Below are 18264 nucleotides of genomic sequence, written 5' to 3' on the forward strand. Positions count from 1 at the left end.
CACCGTGTTCGGTGTGCGGCCCCTTCGTGGTGTGCGGACGGTCAGCGCACGTCGCCCATCAGCTTCGAGACCTTCTTGCGGGACATCCACATACCGACACCGGCGATGACGGCGAGAACCGCTTCGACGGCCACGGCGCCCGAGGTGTTCAGGTCGACGTCGAGCTGCGGAGTGGTGAGCAGGCCGGCCACGGAGTCACCGGCGGTGACCGCGAGGAACCAGACGCCCATCATCTGCGAGCTGTACTTCGCCGGGGCCATCTTCGTCGTCACCGACAGCCCGACCGGCGAGAGGCACAGCTCACCGACGGTCTGGATGAAGTAGATCGCCACCAGCCACATCGGGCTCACCTTGCCGCCGTTGGCGGCGGTGTCGAGCAGCGGGATGAGGAAGACGATGAACGAGATGCCGATCAGCGTGAGGCTGGAGGCGAACTTGACGGCGGTGCTCGGCTCCTTGCCGCGCTTGTTCAGCCACAGCCATCCCGAGGCGACCACGGGGGCGATCGCCATGATGAAGATCGGGTTCAGCGACTGGTACCAGGACGTCGGGAAGTCGAATCCGAGCAGGCTGTTGGTGGTCGAGTTCTCGCCGAAGATCGACAGGGTCGAGCCGTTCTGGTCGTAGATCATCCAGAAGATGGCGGCGACCGCGAAGAACCACATGTAGCCCGACAGCTTCGACTGCTCGGTCTCGGTCAGGTCCTTGTCGCGCTTCATGCGGACCAGGACGCCGATCGGGATGATCAGACCGGCGATCGTGATCGGCAGCAGCGCCCAGTCGGCGAAGTTACCGGTGACACCGAGAAGGGTGTAGAAGACGACCGCGACGATCAGCCAGAGCAGACCCTTGCGCAGGACGGAGCGCTTCTCCTGCTCCGTCGCCGGGGTGGCGACGACGTCGCTCTCCGGGCTCAGGTGGCGGGTGCCGAGCATGAACTGGGCCAGGCCCAGGGCCATGCCGAGCGCCGCGAGCGCGAAGCCGAAGTGCCAGTTGACGTTCTCGCCGACGGTGCCGATGGTCAGCGGGGCGAGGAAGGCGCCCACGTTGATGCCGATGTAGAAGAGCGTGAAGCCACCGTCACGGCGCGGGTCCTCCGGGCCGTCGTAGAGGTGGCCGACCATCGTGGAGATGTTCGCCTTCAGCAGCCCGGAGCCGAGCGCCACGAGCACCAGGCCCGCGAAGAAGGAGGCCGAACTGGGCGCGGCGAGCGTGATGTGGCCGAGGATGACGATGGCGCCACCGACGGCAACGGTCTTTCGCGGTCCCCAGAACCGGTCGGCGATCCAGCCGCCCGGCATCGTGAGCAGGTAGACCATCGCCATGTAGACGGAGTAGATCGCCGTCGCCGTGGTCGCACTCATGTGCATGCCGCCGGGCGCGATCAGGTACAGCGGGAGCAGTGCCTTCATGCCGTAGAAGCTGTAACGCTCCCACATCTCGGTCATGAAGAGCGTGGCCAGGCCCCGGGGGTGGCCGAAGAAGCTCTTCTCGCCACCAGCGGTGCTCGACGGGTCCTTCGTCAGGCTGGACGCCATGATCGATCCTTGTGTGCTCGGGACGCGGCGCCTCGACGAAGCGGGTACGCGCCCGGTGGGGGGAGGCCGGCACCGCCACGGGTACGCCCTTCCGCGGCGGGATCCACACCCGGAGCGCCTTCATCGGCGGTCCGGGCCCGGCCCACAGGTCATTCACTGAAACTTCCGGGCCGGCGGGTACCGGCCCCGCACACAAAAGAGACCCTTGGCGCTCAGAGCTGCCCAAAGGTCCTTGAGTAGTGCAATAGGCGTTGAGACACCATACGACACGACAGAGCCCGATATGGAAGGACTTGAGACATGGATCACAGGTCCAGGGGCAACCACACTCGCATATTCGAAGGTCCTACCGGTAACGGCACCCAGTCCCGCAGGGCTCTCGGATCGCCTCCCTAGCTGTCCGCCGCGCGGACTACCATCAGTGCATGACCCGTGTACTGCTCGCCGAGGACGACGCATCCATCTCGGAGCCGCTGGCCCGCGCCCTGCGGCGGGAGGGTTACGAGGTCGAGGTGCGGGAAGACGGACCGACCGCGCTCGACGCCGGACTCCAGGGCGGCATCGACCTGGTCGTGCTCGACCTGGGGCTGCCCGGCATGGACGGCCTCGAAGTCGCCCGCCGGCTGCGTGCCGAGGGTCACACCGTGCCGGTCCTGGTCCTCACCGCCCGCGCGGACGAGGTGGACACGGTCGTCGGGCTCGACGCGGGCGCCGACGACTACGTCACCAAGCCCTTCCGCCTCGCCGAGCTCCTCGCCCGGGTCCGGGCCCTGCTGCGGCGCGGCGCCACCGAGCCCGCCCCCCAGCCCGCCACGCACGGCGTCCGCATCGACGTCGAATCGCACCGGGCCTGGATGGGCGAGGAGGAATTGCAGCTCACCGCGAAGGAGTTCGACCTCCTGCGGGTCCTCGTCCGGGACGCGGGCCGGGTCGTCACCCGCGACCAGCTGATGCGCGAGGTCTGGGACACCACGTGGTGGTCGTCCACCAAGACGCTCGACATGCACATCTCCTGGCTCCGCAAGAAGCTCGGCGACGACGCGGCCAACCCGCGCTACATCGCCACGGTCCGGGGCGTCGGCTTCCGCTTCGAGAAGAGCTAGGACCTGTAGCGTCCCTGCTGTCCCACCGAGCCGTCCTACCGAGCCGACTGACGTACAGAAGCGGGCATGCGCCGACGACTGATCAATTCGACCCTCGCCGTCGTGCTCGTGGTGATCGCCGTCTTCGGCGTCTCCCTCGTCATCGTCGAGACCCGCACCATCAGCAGCAGCGCCCAGGAGAGCGTCGACTCCGAGGCGCTGCGGCTGATCAGCGTCATCGAGAGCCGGCTCCTGGGCTCCGAGCGGATCAACCCCTCGGTGCTGGCCGAGCAGATCGACGACAAGCGCTATGCCCTGGTCAAGATGCCCGGACGCGCCCCCATAGAGGTCGGCGAGCGCCCCGGCGGCAGTGTGATCACCGCCACCGAGACAGGTGAGAACGGCGAGACCGTCACCGTCGAGGAGTCCCGCTCCGCCGTCACCCGTGAGGTCGGCCGCACGCTGATGATCATCGGTGCGGTGGCGCTGCTGGCCATCGTCTCCGCCGTTCTCCTCGCCGTACGCCAGGCCAACAAGCTCGCCTCGCCGCTCACCGATCTCGCGGAGACCGCCGAACGCCTGGGCTCCGGCGACCCCCGCCCGCGCCACAAGCGGTACGGGGTGCCCGAGCTGGACCGCGTCGCCGATGTCCTGGACTCCTCCGCCGAGCGGATCGCCCGGATGCTCACCGCCGAACGCCGGCTCGCCGCGGACGCCTCCCACCAACTGCGTACGCCGCTCACGGCCCTGTCCATGCGGATCGAGGAGATCTCGCTGACCGACGACCCGGAGACCGTGAAGGAGGAGGCGCACATCGCCCTCGCCCAGGTCGAACGGCTCACGGACGTGGTGGAGCGGCTGCTGACCAACGCCCGGGACCCCCGGACCGGCTCGGCCGTCGTCTTCGACCTGGACGAGGTCGTCAAGCAGCAGATCGAGGAGTGGCGCCCGGCCTACCGGGGCGAGGGGCGCGCCATCGTCTGCTCCGGCAAGCAGGGGCTCAGCGCCGTCGGCACCCCGGGCGCGGTCGCCCAGGTCCTGGCCGCGCTGATCGAGAACTCCCTGATGCACGGTGGCGGTACGGTCGCGCTGCGCACGAGGGTCACCGGCAACCAGGCGGTCATCGAGGTCACGGACGAGGGCCCCGGCGTCCCGGCGGACCTGGGCGCCCGGATCTTCGAGCGGACCATCAGCGGCCGCAACTCCACGGGCATCGGCCTCGCGGTCGCCCGCGACCTCGCCGAGGCGGACGGCGGCCGCCTGGAACTCCTCCAGCAGCAGCCCCCGGTCTTCGCCCTCTTCCTGAGCCGCATGGCCCAGTCACGAGAAGAACCGGAACGCCCGGTGCGGTGAGCTGTTGAATCAAGCCCGTCCGGCGATTGAGGACAAAACGTCAGCCCGGACGGCCCCGGGCCTACCGACGAGCCGGATCCGCCTCGACCCGCACGGCAGGCGCGGGCGCGGGCGCAGGCGCGGGCGCCGGCACCGTCACCAGGCCCCCTTTGTCGGCAACGCCCTCCGAAGGCGCGGGCAGCGCCTTGAAGACCCACGTCCGGTAGGACCAGAAGCGGAACAGCGTCGCGACGCCGATCCCGACGATCTTGAAGACGTTGCTCTGGACCGGGGTGTCCCAGCCGAAGCCGTACGTCGCCACGTACAGCACGCCGGTCTCGATCACCGCGCCCACCGCGCTGAACAGCAGGAACAGCGTCAGCTCGCGGGTGCGGCCGGTCTTGTCGCGGTCGCCGTACGTCCAGTAGCGGAAGCCCACGTAATTGAAGAGGATCGCGACGAACGTGGCGAGCAGACCAGCCCGCACGGTCGGGATCTCGGTGTAGCGCCACAGCAGGTTGGAGACGGCGATGTTCACGACCAGGCCGACCGCCCCGACCACGCCGAACTTGGCGACCTCCCGGGCCAGCAGCTCCAGCCGGGCCCGCAGTGCGCCTCGTTCGCTCATGTGATCGCTCAGCCCGTCCGTAAGTTCGGCTTCGTGTTCCGTCAACCCGGCCATGCTAACCAGGACGCCCGTCGGACGCCTGTGCGTTGCGTGCGGGTGTGGCGGGCTCAACCCCGCCCACGGGCGTCGGCGGGCGGTGCGGATACCCTGGGAGCGTGACGTTCCCGGTAGTCGGCATGGTCGGTGGCGGTCAGCTCGCCCGTATGACCCACGAGGCGGGCATCCCCCTCGGCATCAAGTTCAAGCTCCTCAGCGACACCGCTCAGGACTCCGCGGCCCAGGTGGCGGGCGAGGTCGTCGTAGGCGACTACCGCGACCTGGAGACGCTGCGGGCCTTCGCGCGCGGCTGTGACGTGATCACCTTCGATCACGAGCACGTGCCCACTGAGCATCTGCGGGCCCTGGAGGCGGACGGCATCCCCGTGCGCCCCGGCCCCGACGCCCTGGTGCACGCCCAGGACAAGGGGGTGATGCGCGCGAAGCTCACCGAGATCGGCGCGCCCTGCCCCCGCCACCGCATCGTGAAGGACCCGGCCGACGCCGCGGCCTTCGCCGAGGAGGCCGGAGGCTTCCCGGTCATCCTCAAGACCGTGCGCGGCGGCTACGACGGCAAGGGCGTCTGGGTGGTCCGCTCCGAGGCGGACGCGGCCGAGCCGTTCCGGGCCGGTGTCCCGGTGCTCGCCGAGGAGAAGGTCGACTTCGTACGGGAGCTGGCGGCCAACATCGTCCGCTCGCCGCACGGCCAGGCCGTGGCCTACCCGGTCGTCGAGTCCATCCAGGTGGACGGCGTCTGCGACACGGTGATCGCCCCGGCCCCCGAGCTGGACGAGGCGCTGGCGGGCGAGGCCCAGCAGCTCGCGCTGCGCATCGCGTCCGAGCTGGGCGTGGTCGGCCACCTCGCGGTGGAGCTGTTCGAGACGCGGGACGGCCGCATCCTGGTCAACGAGCTGGCCATGCGCCCGCACAACTCGGGCCACTGGACCATGGACGGCGCGATCACCTCGCAGTTCGCCAACCACGTCCGGGCGGTCCTCGACCTCCCGCTCGGCGACCCGCGCCCCCGCGCCCCCTGGACGGTCATGTGCAACGTCCTCGGCGGCGACTACCCCGACATGTACCAGGGCTACCTGCACTGCATGGCGCGCGACCCGCAGCTCAAGATCCACATGTACGGCAAGGACGTGAAGCCCGGCCGCAAGATCGGACACGTCAACACCTACGGCGACGATCTGGCGGACGTGCGCGAGCGCGCCCGGCACGCGGCCGACTACCTGCGAGGAACGATCACCGAATGACTTCCCCCGCCTCCGCCGCACCGGTCGTCGGCATCGTCATGGGCTCGGACTCCGACTGGCCCGTCATGGAAGCGGCGGCCAAGGCCCTGGACGAGTTCGGCATCCCGTACGAGGTCGACGTCGTCTCCGCCCACCGCATGCCCCGCGAGATGATCGCGTACGGCGAGAACGCGGCCGGCCGCGGCCTCAAGGCGATCATCGCGGGCGCGGGCGGCGCCGCCCATCTGCCCGGCATGCTCGCCTCGGTCACCCCGCTGCCCGTCATCGGCGTACCGGTCCCGCTGAAGTACCTGGACGGCATGGACAGCCTGATGTCCATCGTCCAGATGCCCGCCGGCATCCCCGTCGCCACGGTCTCCATCGCCGGGGCGCGCAACGCCGGCCTGCTGGCCGTCCGCGTCCTGGCGGCGGCCGACCCCGAGCTCCAGGGCCGGATGACGGAGTTCCTGGGCGACCTCAACGACCAGGCCACCGAGAAGGGCAAGCGGCTGCGCCAGAAGGCGGCGGGCGCGGAGTCCTTCGGCTTCTGAAAGCAGGCACGATGACGGACCGACTGGAACTGGCCCGGGAACTCCTCGCCGAGTACCCGGTGGTCGACGGCCACAACGACCTGCCGTGGGCGCTGCGCGAACAGGTCGATTACGACCTGGCCGTACGCGACATCGCCACCGACCAGTCGGCCCACCTGCACACCGACATCCCCCGGCTCCGTGCCGGGGGCGTCGGTGCCCAGTTCTGGTCCGTCTACGTGCGTTCCGACCTCGCGGGCGACGCCGCCGTCAGCGCGACGCTGGAACAGATCGACGTCGTCGCCGAGCTCCTGGAGCGCTACCCGGCCGACCTCCGGCGCGCCCTGACCGCCGACGACATGGAGGCGGCCCGCGCCGAGGGCCGGATCGCCTCGCTGATGGGGGCCGAGGGCGGGCACTCCATCGACAACTCGCTGGGCACCCTGCGCGGACTGCACGCCCTGGGCGTCCGCTACATGACGCTCACCCACAACGACAACATCGCCTGGGCGGACTCCGCGACCGACGAGCCCGGGGTGGGCGGCCTCTCGCCGTTCGGCCACGAGGTCGTCCGCGAGATGAACCGCACCGGCATGCTGGTCGACCTCTCGCACGTCGCGGCGACGACCATGCGGGACGCGCTCGCCACCTCCGTCGCGCCGGTGATGTTCTCGCACTCCTCGTCGCGCGCCGTCTGCGACCACCCGCGCAACATCCCCGACGACGTCCTCGCGCAGCTCCCGGCCAACGGCGGCATCGCCATGGCCACCTTCGTACCGAAGTTCGTCCTGCCGGAGGCCGTCGCCTGGACGCAGGCCGCCGACGAGAACCTGCGCGCCCACGGGCTGCACCACCTGGACACCACCGAGCGCGCGATGAAGCTGCACGCCGCGTTCGAGGCGGCGAACCCGCGCCCCGTCGCGACCGTGGCCACCATCGCCGACCACCTCGACCACATGCGCGAGGTCGCGGGCGTCGACCACATCGGCATCGGCGGCGACTACGACGGCACCGCCTTCCTCCCGCAGGGCCTGGAGAGCGTCGCCGGCTACCCGAACCTGATCGCGGAGCTGCTGCGCCGGGGCTGGTCCGCCGCCGACCTGGCCAAGCTCACCTGGCAGAACGCCGTACGGGTGCTGCGCGACGCCGAGGACGTGGCGCGGGACCTGCGCGCCCGGCGAGGCCCGTCGCACGCCACGATCGAAAAGCTGGACGCCCCGGCGGCCTGAGCCACCGGGGCGCTTCTCAGCAGGCTTTCAACAGGCGCAGAGACAGAACGGGTGCCCCGCCGGGTCGGCGTACACCCGGAAGGTGCGCTCCCGGTCGTCCGCCTCCAGCACCGTCGCGCCCAGCGCCAGCACCTCCCGCTCCGCCGCGTCCAGATCGTCCACGGTCAGGTCCAGGTGGAACTGCTGCGAGGCGTCGGCGCTCGGCCACTTCGGCGGTACGAAGCCGGGCGCGGCCTGGAAGGCGAGCGGGGCGCCCGCGCCTCCCTTGAGGTCCACCCAGTCCTCCTGCTGCTCGACCGTGCCGCCGATCAGCGCCGCGTAGAAGTTCGCCAGGGCGACGGGGTCGGGGCAGTCCAGGACGACGGCACCCACTGCGGCCAGAGCCATATCGCTTCCTCCTCGGGCAGACTGCGGACAGTCCGTACCAGTGTGCGCCGGGGTCAGGCCGTCGGGCGGCCCATCGCGCGGAAGGTCCAGCCGGCCTCGCGCCACGCGACCGGGTCGAGCGCGTTGCGCCCGTCGAGGATGATCCGGTGGCCCGCGACCGCGCCCAGCGCCTCAGCGTCCAGCTCGCGGAACTCGCGCCACTCCGTCAGGTGCAGCACGACGTCCGCGCCGCGCACCGCGTCGAGCGCGCTCTCCGCGTAACCGAGGGTCGGGAAGACGCGGCGGGCGTTGTCCATGCCCTTCGGGTCGAAGACGGTGACCTGGCCGCCCTGGAGGTGGATCTGGCCGGCCACGTTGAGGGCGGGGGAGTCGCGTACGTCGTCCGAGTCCGGCTTGAACGTGGCGCCGAGCACGGCGACCCGCTTGCCGAGGAAGGAGTCGCCGCCCACGGCCTCCCGGGCCAGCTCGACCATGTGGCCCCGGCGGCGCATGTTGATCGAGTCGACCTCGCGGAGGAAGGTGAGCGCCTGGTCGGCGCCCAGCTCACCGGCGCGGGCCATGAAGGCGCGGATGTCCTTGGGCAGGCAGCCGCCGCCGAAGCCGATGCCGGCCCGCAGGAACTTCTTGCCGATGCGCTCGTCGTGGCCGATGGCCTCGGCGAGCTTCGCCACGTCGCCGTCGGCGGCCTCGCAGACCTCGGCCATGGCGTTGATGAACGAGATCTTGGTGGCCAGGAAGGAGTTGGCGGCCGTCTTCACCAGCTCGGCGGTCGGGTAGTCCGTCACGACGAACGGGGAGCCCTCCGCGACCGGGACGGCGTACACCTCGCGCAGCACCTTCTCGGCCCGCTCGCTCGTCACGCCGACGACGATCCGGTCCGGGTGCAGGGTGTCGTCCACCGCGAAGCCCTCGCGCAGGAACTCCGGGTTCCAGGCCAGCTCGGCGTCGGCGCCCACGGGGGCCAGCTCCGCGAGGCGGGCGGCGAGGCGGGCGGCGGAGCCGACGGGCACGGTGGACTTGCCGACGACGAGGGCGGGGCGGGTGAGCAGCGGTGCCAGGGAGTCGAAGGCGCTCTCGACGTAGGACATGTCACAGGCGTACTCGCCGTGCTTCTGCGGGGTGTTCGTGCAGACGAAGTGGACGTCGCCGAACTCCGCGACCTCCTCCCAGGAGGTGGTGAACCGCAGCCGCCCGGTGGCGCCCTCGATGCCCGCGACGTGCCGCTGGAGCATCTCCTCCAGGCCCGGCTCGTACATCGGGACCCGGCCGGCCGACAGCATCTCGATCTTCTCCGGCACGACGTCGAGGCCCAGGACCTCGAAGCCGAGCTCCGCCATGGCCGCGGCGTGCGTGGCGCCCAGATAGCCGGTGCCGATCACGGTGATCCTGAGGGCCATGAAGTGCTCCTGTGAGATGCGGACAGAGATGCGGTGCACGAGCATAGTCCCGGCCCGTGAGACGTCTGGTTCCGCCCGTGAAACCTCCCATTTCCGGCTGTCGCGCAGCTCACGGCCCGAGCGCGTATGCCGGGGGCGGGTCGAACGCCTAAAATTGGGTTACTTAACGGTAGTTAGCACCCTGGGGAGTGAGCGTCTTGGCGGGTTCGACCGATTTCGACCTGTACCGTCCGGCTGAGGAGCACGACATGCTCCGTGAGACGGTGCGTGCGCTCGCCGAGGCGAAGATCGCCCCGTTCGCGGCCGCGGTCGACGAGGAGGCCCGCTTCCCGCAGGAGGCGCTGGACGCCCTCACCGCCGCCGATCTGCACGCCGTCCACGTACCGGAGGAGTACGGAGGCGCCGGCGCCGACGCGCTCGCCACGGTCATCGTGATCGAGGAGGTGGCCCGCGCCTGCGTGTCCTCCTCCCTGATCCCGGCCGTGAACAAGCTCGGCTCGCTCCCGGTCGTCCTGTCCGGCTCCGAGGCCCTGAAGAAGAAGTACCTGGGCCCGCTGGCCAAGGGCGACGGCATGTTCTCGTACTGCCTCTCCGAGCCGGATGCGGGCTCCGACGCGGCCGGCATGAAGACCCGCGCCGTGCGCGACGGCGACTTCTGGGTCCTCAACGGCGTGAAGCGCTGGATCACCAACGCGGGCGTCTCCGAGTACTACACGGTCATGGCCGTCACGGACCCGGAGAAGCGCTCCAAGGGCATCTCGGCCTTCGTCGTCGAGAAGTCCGACGAGGGCGTGTCCTTCGGCGCCCCCGAGAAGAAGCTCGGCATCAAGGGTTCCCCGACCCGCGAGGTCTACTTCGACAACGTCCGCATCCCCGCCGACCGCATGATCGGCGAGGAGGGCACCGGCTTCGCCACCGCGATGAAGACCCTGGACCACACCCGCATCACCATCGCGGCCCAGGCCCTCGGCGTCGCCCAGGGCGCGCTGGACTACGCCAAGGGGTACGTCCAGGAGCGCAAGCAGTTCGGCAAGCCGATCGCGGACTTCCAGGGCGTCCAGTTCATGCTGGCCGACATGGCCATGAAGCTGGAGGCCGCCCGCCAGCTCACGTACTCGGCCGCCGCCAAGTCCGAGCGCGTCGACGCCGACCTCACGTTCTTCGGCGCGGCCGCCAAGTGCTTCGCCTCGGACGTCGCCATGGAGGTCACCACGGACGCGGTCCAGCTGCTCGGTGGCTACGGCTACACCCGTGACTACCCGGTCGAGCGCATGATGCGCGACGCCAAGATCACCCAGATCTACGAGGGCACGAACCAGGTCCAGCGCATCGTGATGGCGCGGAACCTGCCGTAACGGGACGCTTTACGAGCGCACAGCCCCCGGCCGTGAGGCCGGGGGCTGTCGCATGCGTGCGGTGATCAACTGGGCGTCAAGCCGTTGCTAGGCTGCGGTCTTTGGCCAGTGCATCACAGTGGGGGAGCGGGCCGATGGACGTGGCGGATGTCTTCGAGCCGCTTCAGGCGAACGACCCGGCCGAGGTGGCCGGCTACCGGCTCGCCGCCCGGCTCGGCGCGGGCGGCATGGGCCGGGTCTACCTCTCGCACACCGAGGGCGGCCGGGCCGTGGCCATCAAGGTCGTACGCCCGGAGCTGGCGGACGACCCGGACTTCCGGAGGCGGTTCGGCCGGGAGGTCCGGGCGGCCCGGCGGGTGCGCGGTGCCTATACGGCCGAGCTGATCGACGCCGACGCGGAGGCCGCGACGCCCTGGCTGGCCACGCTGTACGTGCCCGGGCCCTCCCTCACCCAGGCCGTGACGCGGCAGGGCCCGCTGCCGGTGCCCGCGCTGCTGTGGCTCATGGCGGGCATGGCCGAGGCGCTCCAGGCGATCCACGCCGAGGGCATCGTCCACCGGGACCTCAAGCCGTCCAACGTGCTGCTGGCCTCCGACGGGCCGCGCGTGATCGACTTCGGCATCGCGCTGGCCGCCGACGGGACCTCGTACACCACGACGGGCCACCCGATCGGCACCCCCGCGTACATGGCCCCCGAGCAGGCGTCCGGGGAGGGGGCCACGGCGGCGAGCGATGTCTTCGCCCTGGCCCAGACGGCGGCGTACGCGGCGCTGGGCAAGCCGCTCTACGGCGACGGACCTGGCGTCTACGTGCTGTACCGGATCATCCACTCCGAGCCCGACTTGACCCTGCTGCCCGAGCCCCTGCGCCCGCTCTTCGCCCGCTGCCTGGCCGCCGACCCGGCCGAGCGGCCCGCCCCGGCGGAGATCGTGGAGTGGTGCCGGCAGCGGCTGGGCGAGGCGGACGGGGCGCCCGCGGTGTGGCGGGAGATCGGCGGCACGGAGGTTCCGACCCCGGTGCCCGAGCGCACCCCGGTGCGGACGGACCCCTGGGCCGGACCTCCGCCCGCACCGGTCGCGCGCGAAGCGCGCAGGCGGCGCGTCGCACTGGTGTCGGCCGTCGGCGTGGTGAGCGCGCTGCTGGTCCTCGGCCTGGCCTGGCGGGCGATGGGGCCGACGGGCGGGGGAGCGGACCGGGCCGGCGCCAGTGCGTCGGCGTCGGTCACTCCGTCGTCCGAGGCGCGGAAGAGCACGCCGGAGTCGGAGGGGTCCGCCTCGGCGGGCAAGGTCGCCGACGCGCTGACCGAGCCGAGCACGTCCCCCACGCCCCGGGAGCCGCAGGCGGAGCCGTACGCCCCGATCATGGTGGACGCGAAGCACTCCGTGAACCTCGCGAACCCGCGCAAGTGGTTGAACGGCAAGCAGGGCGACATCCGCTTCAGCTGCCAGTCGGTCGGCTGCGAACTGAAGAGCGACACCAGCGTGTTCATGCTGATGTACGGCAAGCCGGGCGCCACGCTCGACGAGTGCCGCATGTTCCTGAACCACAGCAAGATGCGCAGCCTTCCGCTGGCCGGCGTGGCGAACGGAAGCGAGATCTGCGTGAAGAACGCCTCGGGAGACATCGCGCTGTACGTGATCGCGACGAAGTCGACCGCGCTGCCGGAGTTCGCCTTCGTCCAGGGTGACATGACCGTCTGGCGCGGAGCGGTTTAGGCATGTACGGGCTGGATACCCCGCAGCCGCTCATGGCCTGAATTCGACCGCCTGGTCTGAAAATAATCCTTGTGGTGAAGGTGTGCAGCACTTACGCTTCGGGCGTTCTTGACCGCTTTCATCCCTGGGGGGGATTCCATGCGAAACAAGCGCTATTTGAACAGACTCGGCGCCGTTCTGGCGGGCGTCAGCGCACTGTCGCTTCTCGGAGCCACCAACGCGTCGGCCAACTGGAACAGCTGGATAGGCAGCTGGACCGATGGCGAGACGTCCGACCGCTGGAACGAGCAGGGCACGTACAGCCAGCTGCAGTTCCGCTCCTGCTATGCCCAGTATGCCGGCTCCAGCCATCAGACCGTGGACATCCTCATGTGGGTGGACAAGTCGTGGGCATCGGATAAGAAGCTCGACCGGAAAATATTCAGCGAATGCTTCAAGGGGGCCACGCACTGGAGTAATGGCGAGTGGACTGACGTCCCTTCGGGCTCTGTAAAGCTTTACTTCGAGGCAGACAAGGTCGGAAGCGGCGACGCATGCTGCCTGCTGGATGTGGCTGAGGTTCGGCAGGACACTTCCATGGCGGACTGATTTTTCCCTCTCGCTTCTCGGTGGCGCACGGGGCTCGCATCCCGTGCGCCATTTGGCTTCTATCGACCTGGAAAAAATGATGCGGATCAAGACCCTCCTGCGTACCTCCAGCGCGCTTCCGGCTTTTCCTCTGGGTGTCGGACTCGTCATTCTTTACTACACGAGTGATACGTCGCGGCTGATCGCCTTTTTTCCGATTCCGTACGCCCCGCTGCTTGTGGAGCGGCCGCTGGAGCCGATGTATGCGGTCACCTACGCGTTGGTCTCCGCAGCCGCGGCTTGGCAGGGGGCGCGACTGAAGGAGTCAGGGGTGTGGGACGCACCCCCCTACCGGCGCACCTGGCAGATCATCGCGAGCGCCCTGGCCCCGATCGTCGGGCTTGGCTGGCTGATGTTCATCGTCCCCGTCGGCATGGCATTTATTCAGTCGCCGACGCTGCCCACCCTCGTGGCGTTGCCACCCCTGCTACTGGGCATGGCTCTGGCCGTCGCGCACGCCTTGATCGGCTTCACCATCGGGCAGAGGGTGAGACCTCTGATCGCCGTCCCAGTCTTGGTGTCTGTGGTCTTTGTCATCGTGTCGTTTTCGCAGTCGGTCGAGCCTCTGTACCTGTCCCATATGATGGGCAACTATGCTGGCATGCTCGGGTTCGGGGAAACCGCGACGCTCGCCTCGATAGCCGCAAATTTTCTCCCCACTGCGGGCCTCGGCCTCGCGGTGGCGCTGATGTGGCTGAACGCCAGGGTGGTGTTCAAGGTGGGGTTGGCCTGCGTGGTGGTGGCTGCATCCGTTTTCACCTCGTACAGCATTGCGAAGGACTGGAAGGCATTTCCTTCGGTGAATGTCGCCACAGAGAAGGTCTGCCGAGGCAGTGAGCCGAGAGTCTGTATGCCCGAGCAGATATCTGGTGATATCGGTGCGGTTCGGGCGGAGATGAAGAAGACCTACGCGATGCTGGAAACCTACGGGATCATCGAGCATCCGCCGGCCACGGTCAACGATCAGCTGATGTACGGACGCTTCACGCAGAGGCCGACAGAGTCCACCCGCTACCTTCCTCTGGCTGTCGCACACCGGGACCGTCATCTGGTCGCCGATGTGGTTGAGGACTCGGTGCGGTTTCCCTGTGACATACCGACCGCCGGGGCGGAGCGCACTGTCAGCTTCTGGCTTTCGTTGAAACTCGGCGGAAATCCCGAGTACGCGAAGGTGGCGGAGCAGGACCCCTATTACACGCGCGAGCAGCACGAGAAGATCATGAAAGAGGTGCACAGGGTTTCTGCGCTCCCCGCCGGCAAGCAGAAGACCTGGTACCGCACCACCACGAAGAAGGCATGTGAGGGACGCCCGTGATCTGGTGGCTCAAAGCCCGGCGGGTCCATCCCTACCTCGTCTGGGGGATGGTCGCCTTCACCGCGGCCGCGCTCGTGATCCAGGACTCGACCGTGATCGTTCCCAGCTTCGGGGTCGCGGAGGCTCTTGCGACGGAAGGGTTCACGCCGATCAGTTTCTTTGTCCCTCTGATCATGGTGGGTGCGCTGGCACAGACGCTGGACAACAGGCTGCCTTCCGCCGAGGAGTCGGGTGTCCGCCGGGTGCGGTGGATGGACTCCGGGTTGATCATCGCCACGATGGCGGTGGTTGTCGTCCTGGCTGTGGTCGGGAATTGGGTGACCGGTTCCGAGGACGTTCTCACGTCCGGCCGCAGCACCTGTTTCCTGGCCGGCCTCATGCTGTGCGCGCGTGCGCTCGTGAGTCGTTCCGGGATCATCCTGCCCCTGGCATGGACCTTCGCCGTCATCTTCTTCGGGCGCCGGACGAGCCTCGACTACTACGAGTGGGCAGTGACGGCCCAGCCGCCAGGGAACACCCTCGCCCAGACGTGTGCGGCGGCGGCGCTCGCACTCGGTCTGGTTCTCACCCACTACTCCAGGGACACGCTGTGAGCATCGTCTTCACCAACTGCACCTATCGCTACGGACGTAGGTACCGGCCCGTGGTGGACGACTTCTCCTACCGTGTGCCGGACGGCGTCACGATCTTTCTGGGACCCAACGGTGCCGGGAAGTCCACCGCACTGAAACTCGCCGCATCGGTGATCAGGCCGCAGACGGGGCGTATCGGTGTGGACGGGGTCAGTTCTCGTAGCCGTGAGTACCGCAAGCATGTCGCGTGGATGCCTCAGCACATCACCCCGATGACCGGAATGACCGCCCGTGAGCAGGTCGCCTACAGCGGATGGCTGAAGGGCATGAACCGCTCTGATGCGTGGGAACAGTCGCATACGGCTCTTGCCACCGTCGACCTGCTGGACAAGGCCGATGCCAAGGCCAACAGCCTCTCCGGTGGTCAACTTCGACGCGTCGGTGTGGCCTCCGCGCTGGTCCACGAATGCCGGGTACTCCTGCTGGACGAGCCCACAGCAGGCATGGACCCCACACAGCGGCGCGCCTTCCGCGATGTGCTTTCCGCCGTTGCGGAGGGGGAAGGGGTGAAGGTCCTCATGTCCACGCACGACGTCGCCGACCTTGCCGACGACGCCGACTATGTGACGGTGCTCAGCGGAGGGACGATCCGCTTCAACGGGGCGACGCATGAGTTCCTGGCCCAGGCCCCACCGGACGTGCAGGAATCGCGACGTGCGGAAGGCGCCTACACCGCACTGACAGCGCTGTGAAGGTGGAGCGGGCCCACTGTGGCTCTCCGTAGCGGTCTCCGGCCCACTGGTCGCGTGGGAGGTGCCGATGCCGCGCCGAGGCGACTGACGCTCACTCGCCGCCACGCCGCCGCACCATCTCCCCGATCCACAAGGGCGCGTACGGCGATGTGCACCCCTTGGGCGTCGGGTAGTCCTTGAGCACACCCAGCCGCTCCCCGATGTCCAGCGCACGGGCGCGGTGCTCCGGGTGCTCGATGCCGATCTGGGCCAGGGAGGTGTTCATCGCCCACTGGAGCCGGTCCGGGGCGTCGCGCATCTCCGCCTCGATGACGTCGAGCAGCGCGCCCAGGTCCAGGCCGTCGGGCCGCTTCACGACCCGGTCGGCGGTCAGCGCCCACCCGGCGCTGGCGACGACCGGATCGGCGTCCTCCGTCCAGGCGAGGCGCAGCTCCTCCGCGTGCGGGCTCTTCTTCACCACGTAGCCCACGAGCCAGTCGTGCACCTTCGGCGCCCGCGCCTCGCGCAGCATGCGGTCCAGCTCGCCGTGCGTGTACGCCTTCGGCCGGCAGACCAGCAACGCGACGAGCCGCGCGGCGGTGTCGTCGGTCTCCCACAGCTCGACGGCCAGCTCCTGCCGCTTCCCCAGCCGCTTGGCGAGGGCGCGCAGCTTGCTGAGGTTCACCCCGTGATCGTCCCCGTGCCGCGCGTTGACGGCGCGGGCCTTGGGGTCGTCGAGGGCGGCGAGCTCGGCGACGACGTCGGCGACGGTTGCTTCGGACACGGGGCCGCCTTTCGTAAGGGGTGTTCCCGCCAGCGGTACTACATCGGTTCCACGAAGCCGGTCCGCCACTCCGGGCGGGGGTCCGCCCCCAGGCTCGTCCAGTACTCCGTACCGCGGACGACCTGCCCGTCGCGGACGGTCCAGAAGGACGCCGCACGGAAGACGCCGAGGCTGTCGTGCGGCACCTCGACCTCGGAGACGACGTCCTCGCCCTGGGCCACCACCTTGAGTACGCGGATCGACCAGCCAACCGGATACTCGCGGTTCACCGCGACGAAGTTGTCCCGGCCGACGATGCGTTCGAGGCTGATCGGCCACTCGACGACGGCGTCCTCCGCGACCAACTCCGCGACACCCGCCCAGTCCCGGTCCTGAATCCGGCCCCACAACGTCTCGATCACCTTGGAAGGTTCCATGGGGCAGAGCCTCGCACAGAGGTCTGACACCGGCGGCGGGAGCTTCCGTCATCCGGCGCGGAAGACCTCCTCGACGGAGGAGGCCGTCGCGGCGCGCTGAAGCCATGCGTGCAGGAGCCGCGGGTCGGTGCAGGCGGCGATCTTCGCGCGGTCCGCGTCGGTGAGGGCGATGCCGCGAACGCCGAGAAGCAGCAGGAGACCTTCCGCCCGGCCTTCGGCCCTGCCCTCGTCCCGGATCTCCTCCGACATGGCGGACTTGTAGAAAGAGGTGTCCACGGCCACCAGGTTCCTCCACTGTTGTGCGGCCGGACGACTGCCCAGGCCCTGAGCGGTGAGTTCGACGATGGGGTCGGTGATGTTCTCGGGCGCGTCGGCGTTTCAGGGTCTACGGCAGTCACGGCACTGTCCCGGTTCCGGGGCGCGGAAGGCCCGGTTGCAGTCGTCGCAGTTCTGGAGGGGGATGACGGTGGGCGGGGCGAAGGGGATCGGGAGCGGGGGTGGCAGGAGGGCCGTGATCCGGTGGCGGAGGAGGCGCGCCGGGTGGGCGAGCGGGACCGGGAGGTCCGTGGTGAGGGCCCGGCGGATGGCGTCGGGGTGCGTGTCCCGTTCGAGCCAGGCGGCAACCCCCGGGGTGAGCGCGGCGACGTCCGCCTCGGAGAGCGTCAGCACGGGCGCGTGGCGGCGGAGGTCCGCGAGGAGCAGGGCGGCGGACCGGTGGAGGCCGGTGGGCCGGGGCAGCGGCTTCGGGGTGGGGTGCTGCTGCCGGGGCGGGGGCGCTGGGGCGGCGGCGCGGATGCGGTCGTCCGGCTCGGCGGGCGGCGGGGTCGTGGTGCGCGGGGCGGCGTACGGCTCCCGGGGGGCCGGGGGCGGCGCGGCGTACGGCCGGTTGTGCGACTCCGTACGCGTGCGTACGCGGCCGTCCCGCAGGCGTACGCGGATGCGGCACAGGTAGCCCGCCGCCTCCAACTCGCGCAGCGCGGCCGCGATCCGCATCTCGCTCTCCGGGAAGCGCGCGGCGAGCACCTTGACGCCGATCTTCGCGCCCTCGGGCAGTGACTGGATGTGAACGGCGAGCCCGATCGCGAGGAGGGAGAGGTCTCCGTGCTGGGCGAGGTGGTTGCCGATGACCGTGAAGCCGGACGTGTGGCGGGAGTTGACGTGGATGACACCGGAGGTCGGTGTGACGTCGTGGGGAGCCCCGGGGGAACCGGGCGGGGCGCACGGGGGCGCGATAGCCTGCTGGGCAGTCATCGGGAAGCTCGATTCTTCCTCGGTGGTCAGGCCCCGGCCGGGATTCGCTGTCCCGGTCGGGGCCGACTCGTGTCTGGGGTTGGTGCCGCGAGCATATGCCC

The 18264-nt window shown here is 69.5% G+C and carries 19 protein-coding genes; 11 read left to right on the forward strand and 8 right to left on the reverse strand.

Features of this window, described 5'->3' with window-relative positions; genetic code table 11:
* Window positions 1-41 precede the first annotated feature (41 nt).
* The gene (locus ACIQZN_RS30295; RefSeq protein ID WP_404000567.1) at window positions 42-1538 is read right to left on the reverse strand and encodes a peptide MFS transporter; all 1497 of its coding nucleotides are present in this window, start codon (window positions 1536-1538) and stop codon (window positions 42-44) included.
* Between the two features lie 425 nt (window positions 1539-1963).
* Here ACIQZN_RS30295 and ACIQZN_RS30300 point away from each other — a divergent pair, with 425 nt between their 5' ends.
* Both ACIQZN_RS30300 and ACIQZN_RS30305 read left to right on the forward strand, forming a co-directional pair.
* Complete coding sequence (locus ACIQZN_RS30300) at window positions 1964-2641, forward strand: response regulator transcription factor (RefSeq protein WP_018104033.1); 678 nt, start codon at window positions 1964-1966, stop codon at window positions 2639-2641.
* 66 nt (window positions 2642-2707) lie between these two features.
* On the forward strand, window positions 2708-3973 hold the full coding sequence (locus ACIQZN_RS30305; protein WP_404000571.1) for an ATP-binding protein: 1266 nt from the start codon (window positions 2708-2710) through the stop codon (window positions 3971-3973).
* Between the two features lie 61 nt (window positions 3974-4034).
* Here ACIQZN_RS30305 and ACIQZN_RS30310 read toward each other — a convergent pair whose 3' ends face one another.
* Window positions 4035-4580, reverse strand: coding sequence for a GtrA family protein (locus tag ACIQZN_RS30310; RefSeq protein WP_404000574.1), 546 nt, complete (start codon window positions 4578-4580; stop codon window positions 4035-4037).
* Window positions 4581-4735: 155 nt separating this feature from the next.
* On the opposite strand from ACIQZN_RS30310, the gene ACIQZN_RS30315 reads away from it, so the two are divergent.
* The 3 genes from ACIQZN_RS30315 to ACIQZN_RS30325 are packed head-to-tail and all read left to right on the forward strand — an operon-like array spanning window position 4736 to window position 7613.
* Window positions 4736-5875 carry a 5-(carboxyamino)imidazole ribonucleotide synthase gene (locus ACIQZN_RS30315; protein ID WP_404000577.1) on the forward strand — a complete coding sequence of 380 codons (1140 nt, stop codon included), beginning with the start codon at window positions 4736-4738 and terminating at the stop codon, window positions 5873-5875.
* Window positions 5872-6405 carry a 5-(carboxyamino)imidazole ribonucleotide mutase gene (purE, locus tag ACIQZN_RS30320; RefSeq protein ID WP_018104029.1) on the forward strand — a complete coding sequence of 178 codons (534 nt, stop codon included), beginning with the start codon at window positions 5872-5874 and terminating at the stop codon, window positions 6403-6405. Before ACIQZN_RS30315 ends, purE begins: the two co-directional genes overlap by 4 nt.
* A gap of 11 nt (window positions 6406-6416) precedes the next feature.
* Entirely contained in the window at window positions 6417-7613 is a 1197-nt protein-coding gene (locus ACIQZN_RS30325) for a dipeptidase (RefSeq protein ID WP_404000580.1), read from the forward strand.
* Between the two features lie 27 nt (window positions 7614-7640).
* On the opposite strand, the gene ACIQZN_RS30330 is transcribed toward ACIQZN_RS30325, so the two are convergent.
* Both ACIQZN_RS30330 and ACIQZN_RS30335 read right to left on the reverse strand, forming a co-directional pair.
* The gene (locus tag ACIQZN_RS30330) at window positions 7641-8000 is read right to left on the reverse strand and encodes a VOC family protein (RefSeq protein ID WP_391265574.1); all 360 of its coding nucleotides are present in this window, start codon (window positions 7998-8000) and stop codon (window positions 7641-7643) included.
* 53 nt (window positions 8001-8053) lie between these two features.
* Window positions 8054-9397, reverse strand: a complete 1344-nt coding sequence (locus tag ACIQZN_RS30335) for a UDP-glucose dehydrogenase family protein (protein WP_404000583.1) — start codon at window positions 9395-9397, stop codon at window positions 8054-8056.
* 197 nt (window positions 9398-9594) lie between these two features.
* Between ACIQZN_RS30335 and ACIQZN_RS30340 the strand changes: the two genes are divergently transcribed.
* The 6 genes from ACIQZN_RS30340 (at window position 9595) to ACIQZN_RS30365 (ending at window position 15733) form a co-directional block, all read left to right on the forward strand.
* Complete coding sequence (locus ACIQZN_RS30340; protein ID WP_404000586.1) at window positions 9595-10752, forward strand: acyl-CoA dehydrogenase family protein; 1158 nt, start codon at window positions 9595-9597, stop codon at window positions 10750-10752.
* Between the two features lie 134 nt (window positions 10753-10886).
* Window positions 10887-12467: a serine/threonine-protein kinase gene (locus ACIQZN_RS30345; protein WP_404000589.1), complete on the forward strand. Its 1581-nt coding sequence runs from the start codon at window positions 10887-10889 to the stop codon at window positions 12465-12467.
* A 138-nt stretch (window positions 12468-12605) separates the two neighbouring features.
* A complete protein-coding gene (locus ACIQZN_RS30350; RefSeq protein ID WP_404000592.1) occupies window positions 12606-13055 on the forward strand; it encodes a hypothetical protein in 450 nt (149 codons plus the stop codon).
* A 52-nt stretch (window positions 13056-13107) separates the two neighbouring features.
* Window positions 13108-14409, forward strand: a complete 1302-nt coding sequence (locus ACIQZN_RS30355) for a hypothetical protein (RefSeq protein ID WP_404000595.1) — start codon at window positions 13108-13110, stop codon at window positions 14407-14409.
* Entirely contained in the window at window positions 14406-15002 is a 597-nt protein-coding gene (locus tag ACIQZN_RS30360) for a hypothetical protein (RefSeq protein ID WP_404000598.1), read from the forward strand. The genes ACIQZN_RS30355 and ACIQZN_RS30360 overlap by 4 nt, the downstream gene beginning before the upstream one ends.
* A complete protein-coding gene (locus ACIQZN_RS30365) occupies window positions 14999-15733 on the forward strand; it encodes an ABC transporter ATP-binding protein (protein WP_404000601.1) in 735 nt (244 codons plus the stop codon). Before ACIQZN_RS30360 ends, ACIQZN_RS30365 begins: the two co-directional genes overlap by 4 nt.
* 91 nt (window positions 15734-15824) lie before the next feature.
* On the opposite strand, the gene ACIQZN_RS30370 is transcribed toward ACIQZN_RS30365, so the two are convergent.
* The 4 genes from ACIQZN_RS30370 to ACIQZN_RS30385 all read right to left on the reverse strand — a co-directional run bounded on the left by ACIQZN_RS30370 (window position 15825) and on the right by ACIQZN_RS30385 (window position 18163).
* Complete coding sequence (locus tag ACIQZN_RS30370; protein WP_404000604.1) at window positions 15825-16496, reverse strand: DNA alkylation repair protein; 672 nt, start codon at window positions 16494-16496, stop codon at window positions 15825-15827.
* A 38-nt stretch (window positions 16497-16534) separates the two neighbouring features.
* Window positions 16535-16912 carry a nuclear transport factor 2 family protein gene (locus ACIQZN_RS30375; RefSeq protein ID WP_404000607.1) on the reverse strand — a complete coding sequence of 126 codons (378 nt, stop codon included), beginning with the start codon at window positions 16910-16912 and terminating at the stop codon, window positions 16535-16537.
* A 48-nt stretch (window positions 16913-16960) separates the two neighbouring features.
* Window positions 16961-17188 (reverse strand): hypothetical protein, encoded by a 228-nt coding sequence (locus tag ACIQZN_RS30380; protein ID WP_404000608.1) that lies wholly within the window; start codon window positions 17186-17188, stop codon window positions 16961-16963.
* 102 nt (window positions 17189-17290) lie between these two features.
* The gene (locus ACIQZN_RS30385; protein WP_404000610.1) at window positions 17291-18163 is read right to left on the reverse strand and encodes a helix-turn-helix domain-containing protein; all 873 of its coding nucleotides are present in this window, start codon (window positions 18161-18163) and stop codon (window positions 17291-17293) included.
* Window positions 18164-18264 lie beyond the last annotated feature (101 nt).

This window comes from Streptomyces sp. NPDC097595, from assembly GCF_044761525.1.
GTDB lineage: Bacteria > Actinomycetota > Actinomycetes > Streptomycetales > Streptomycetaceae > Streptomyces > Streptomyces drozdowiczii_A.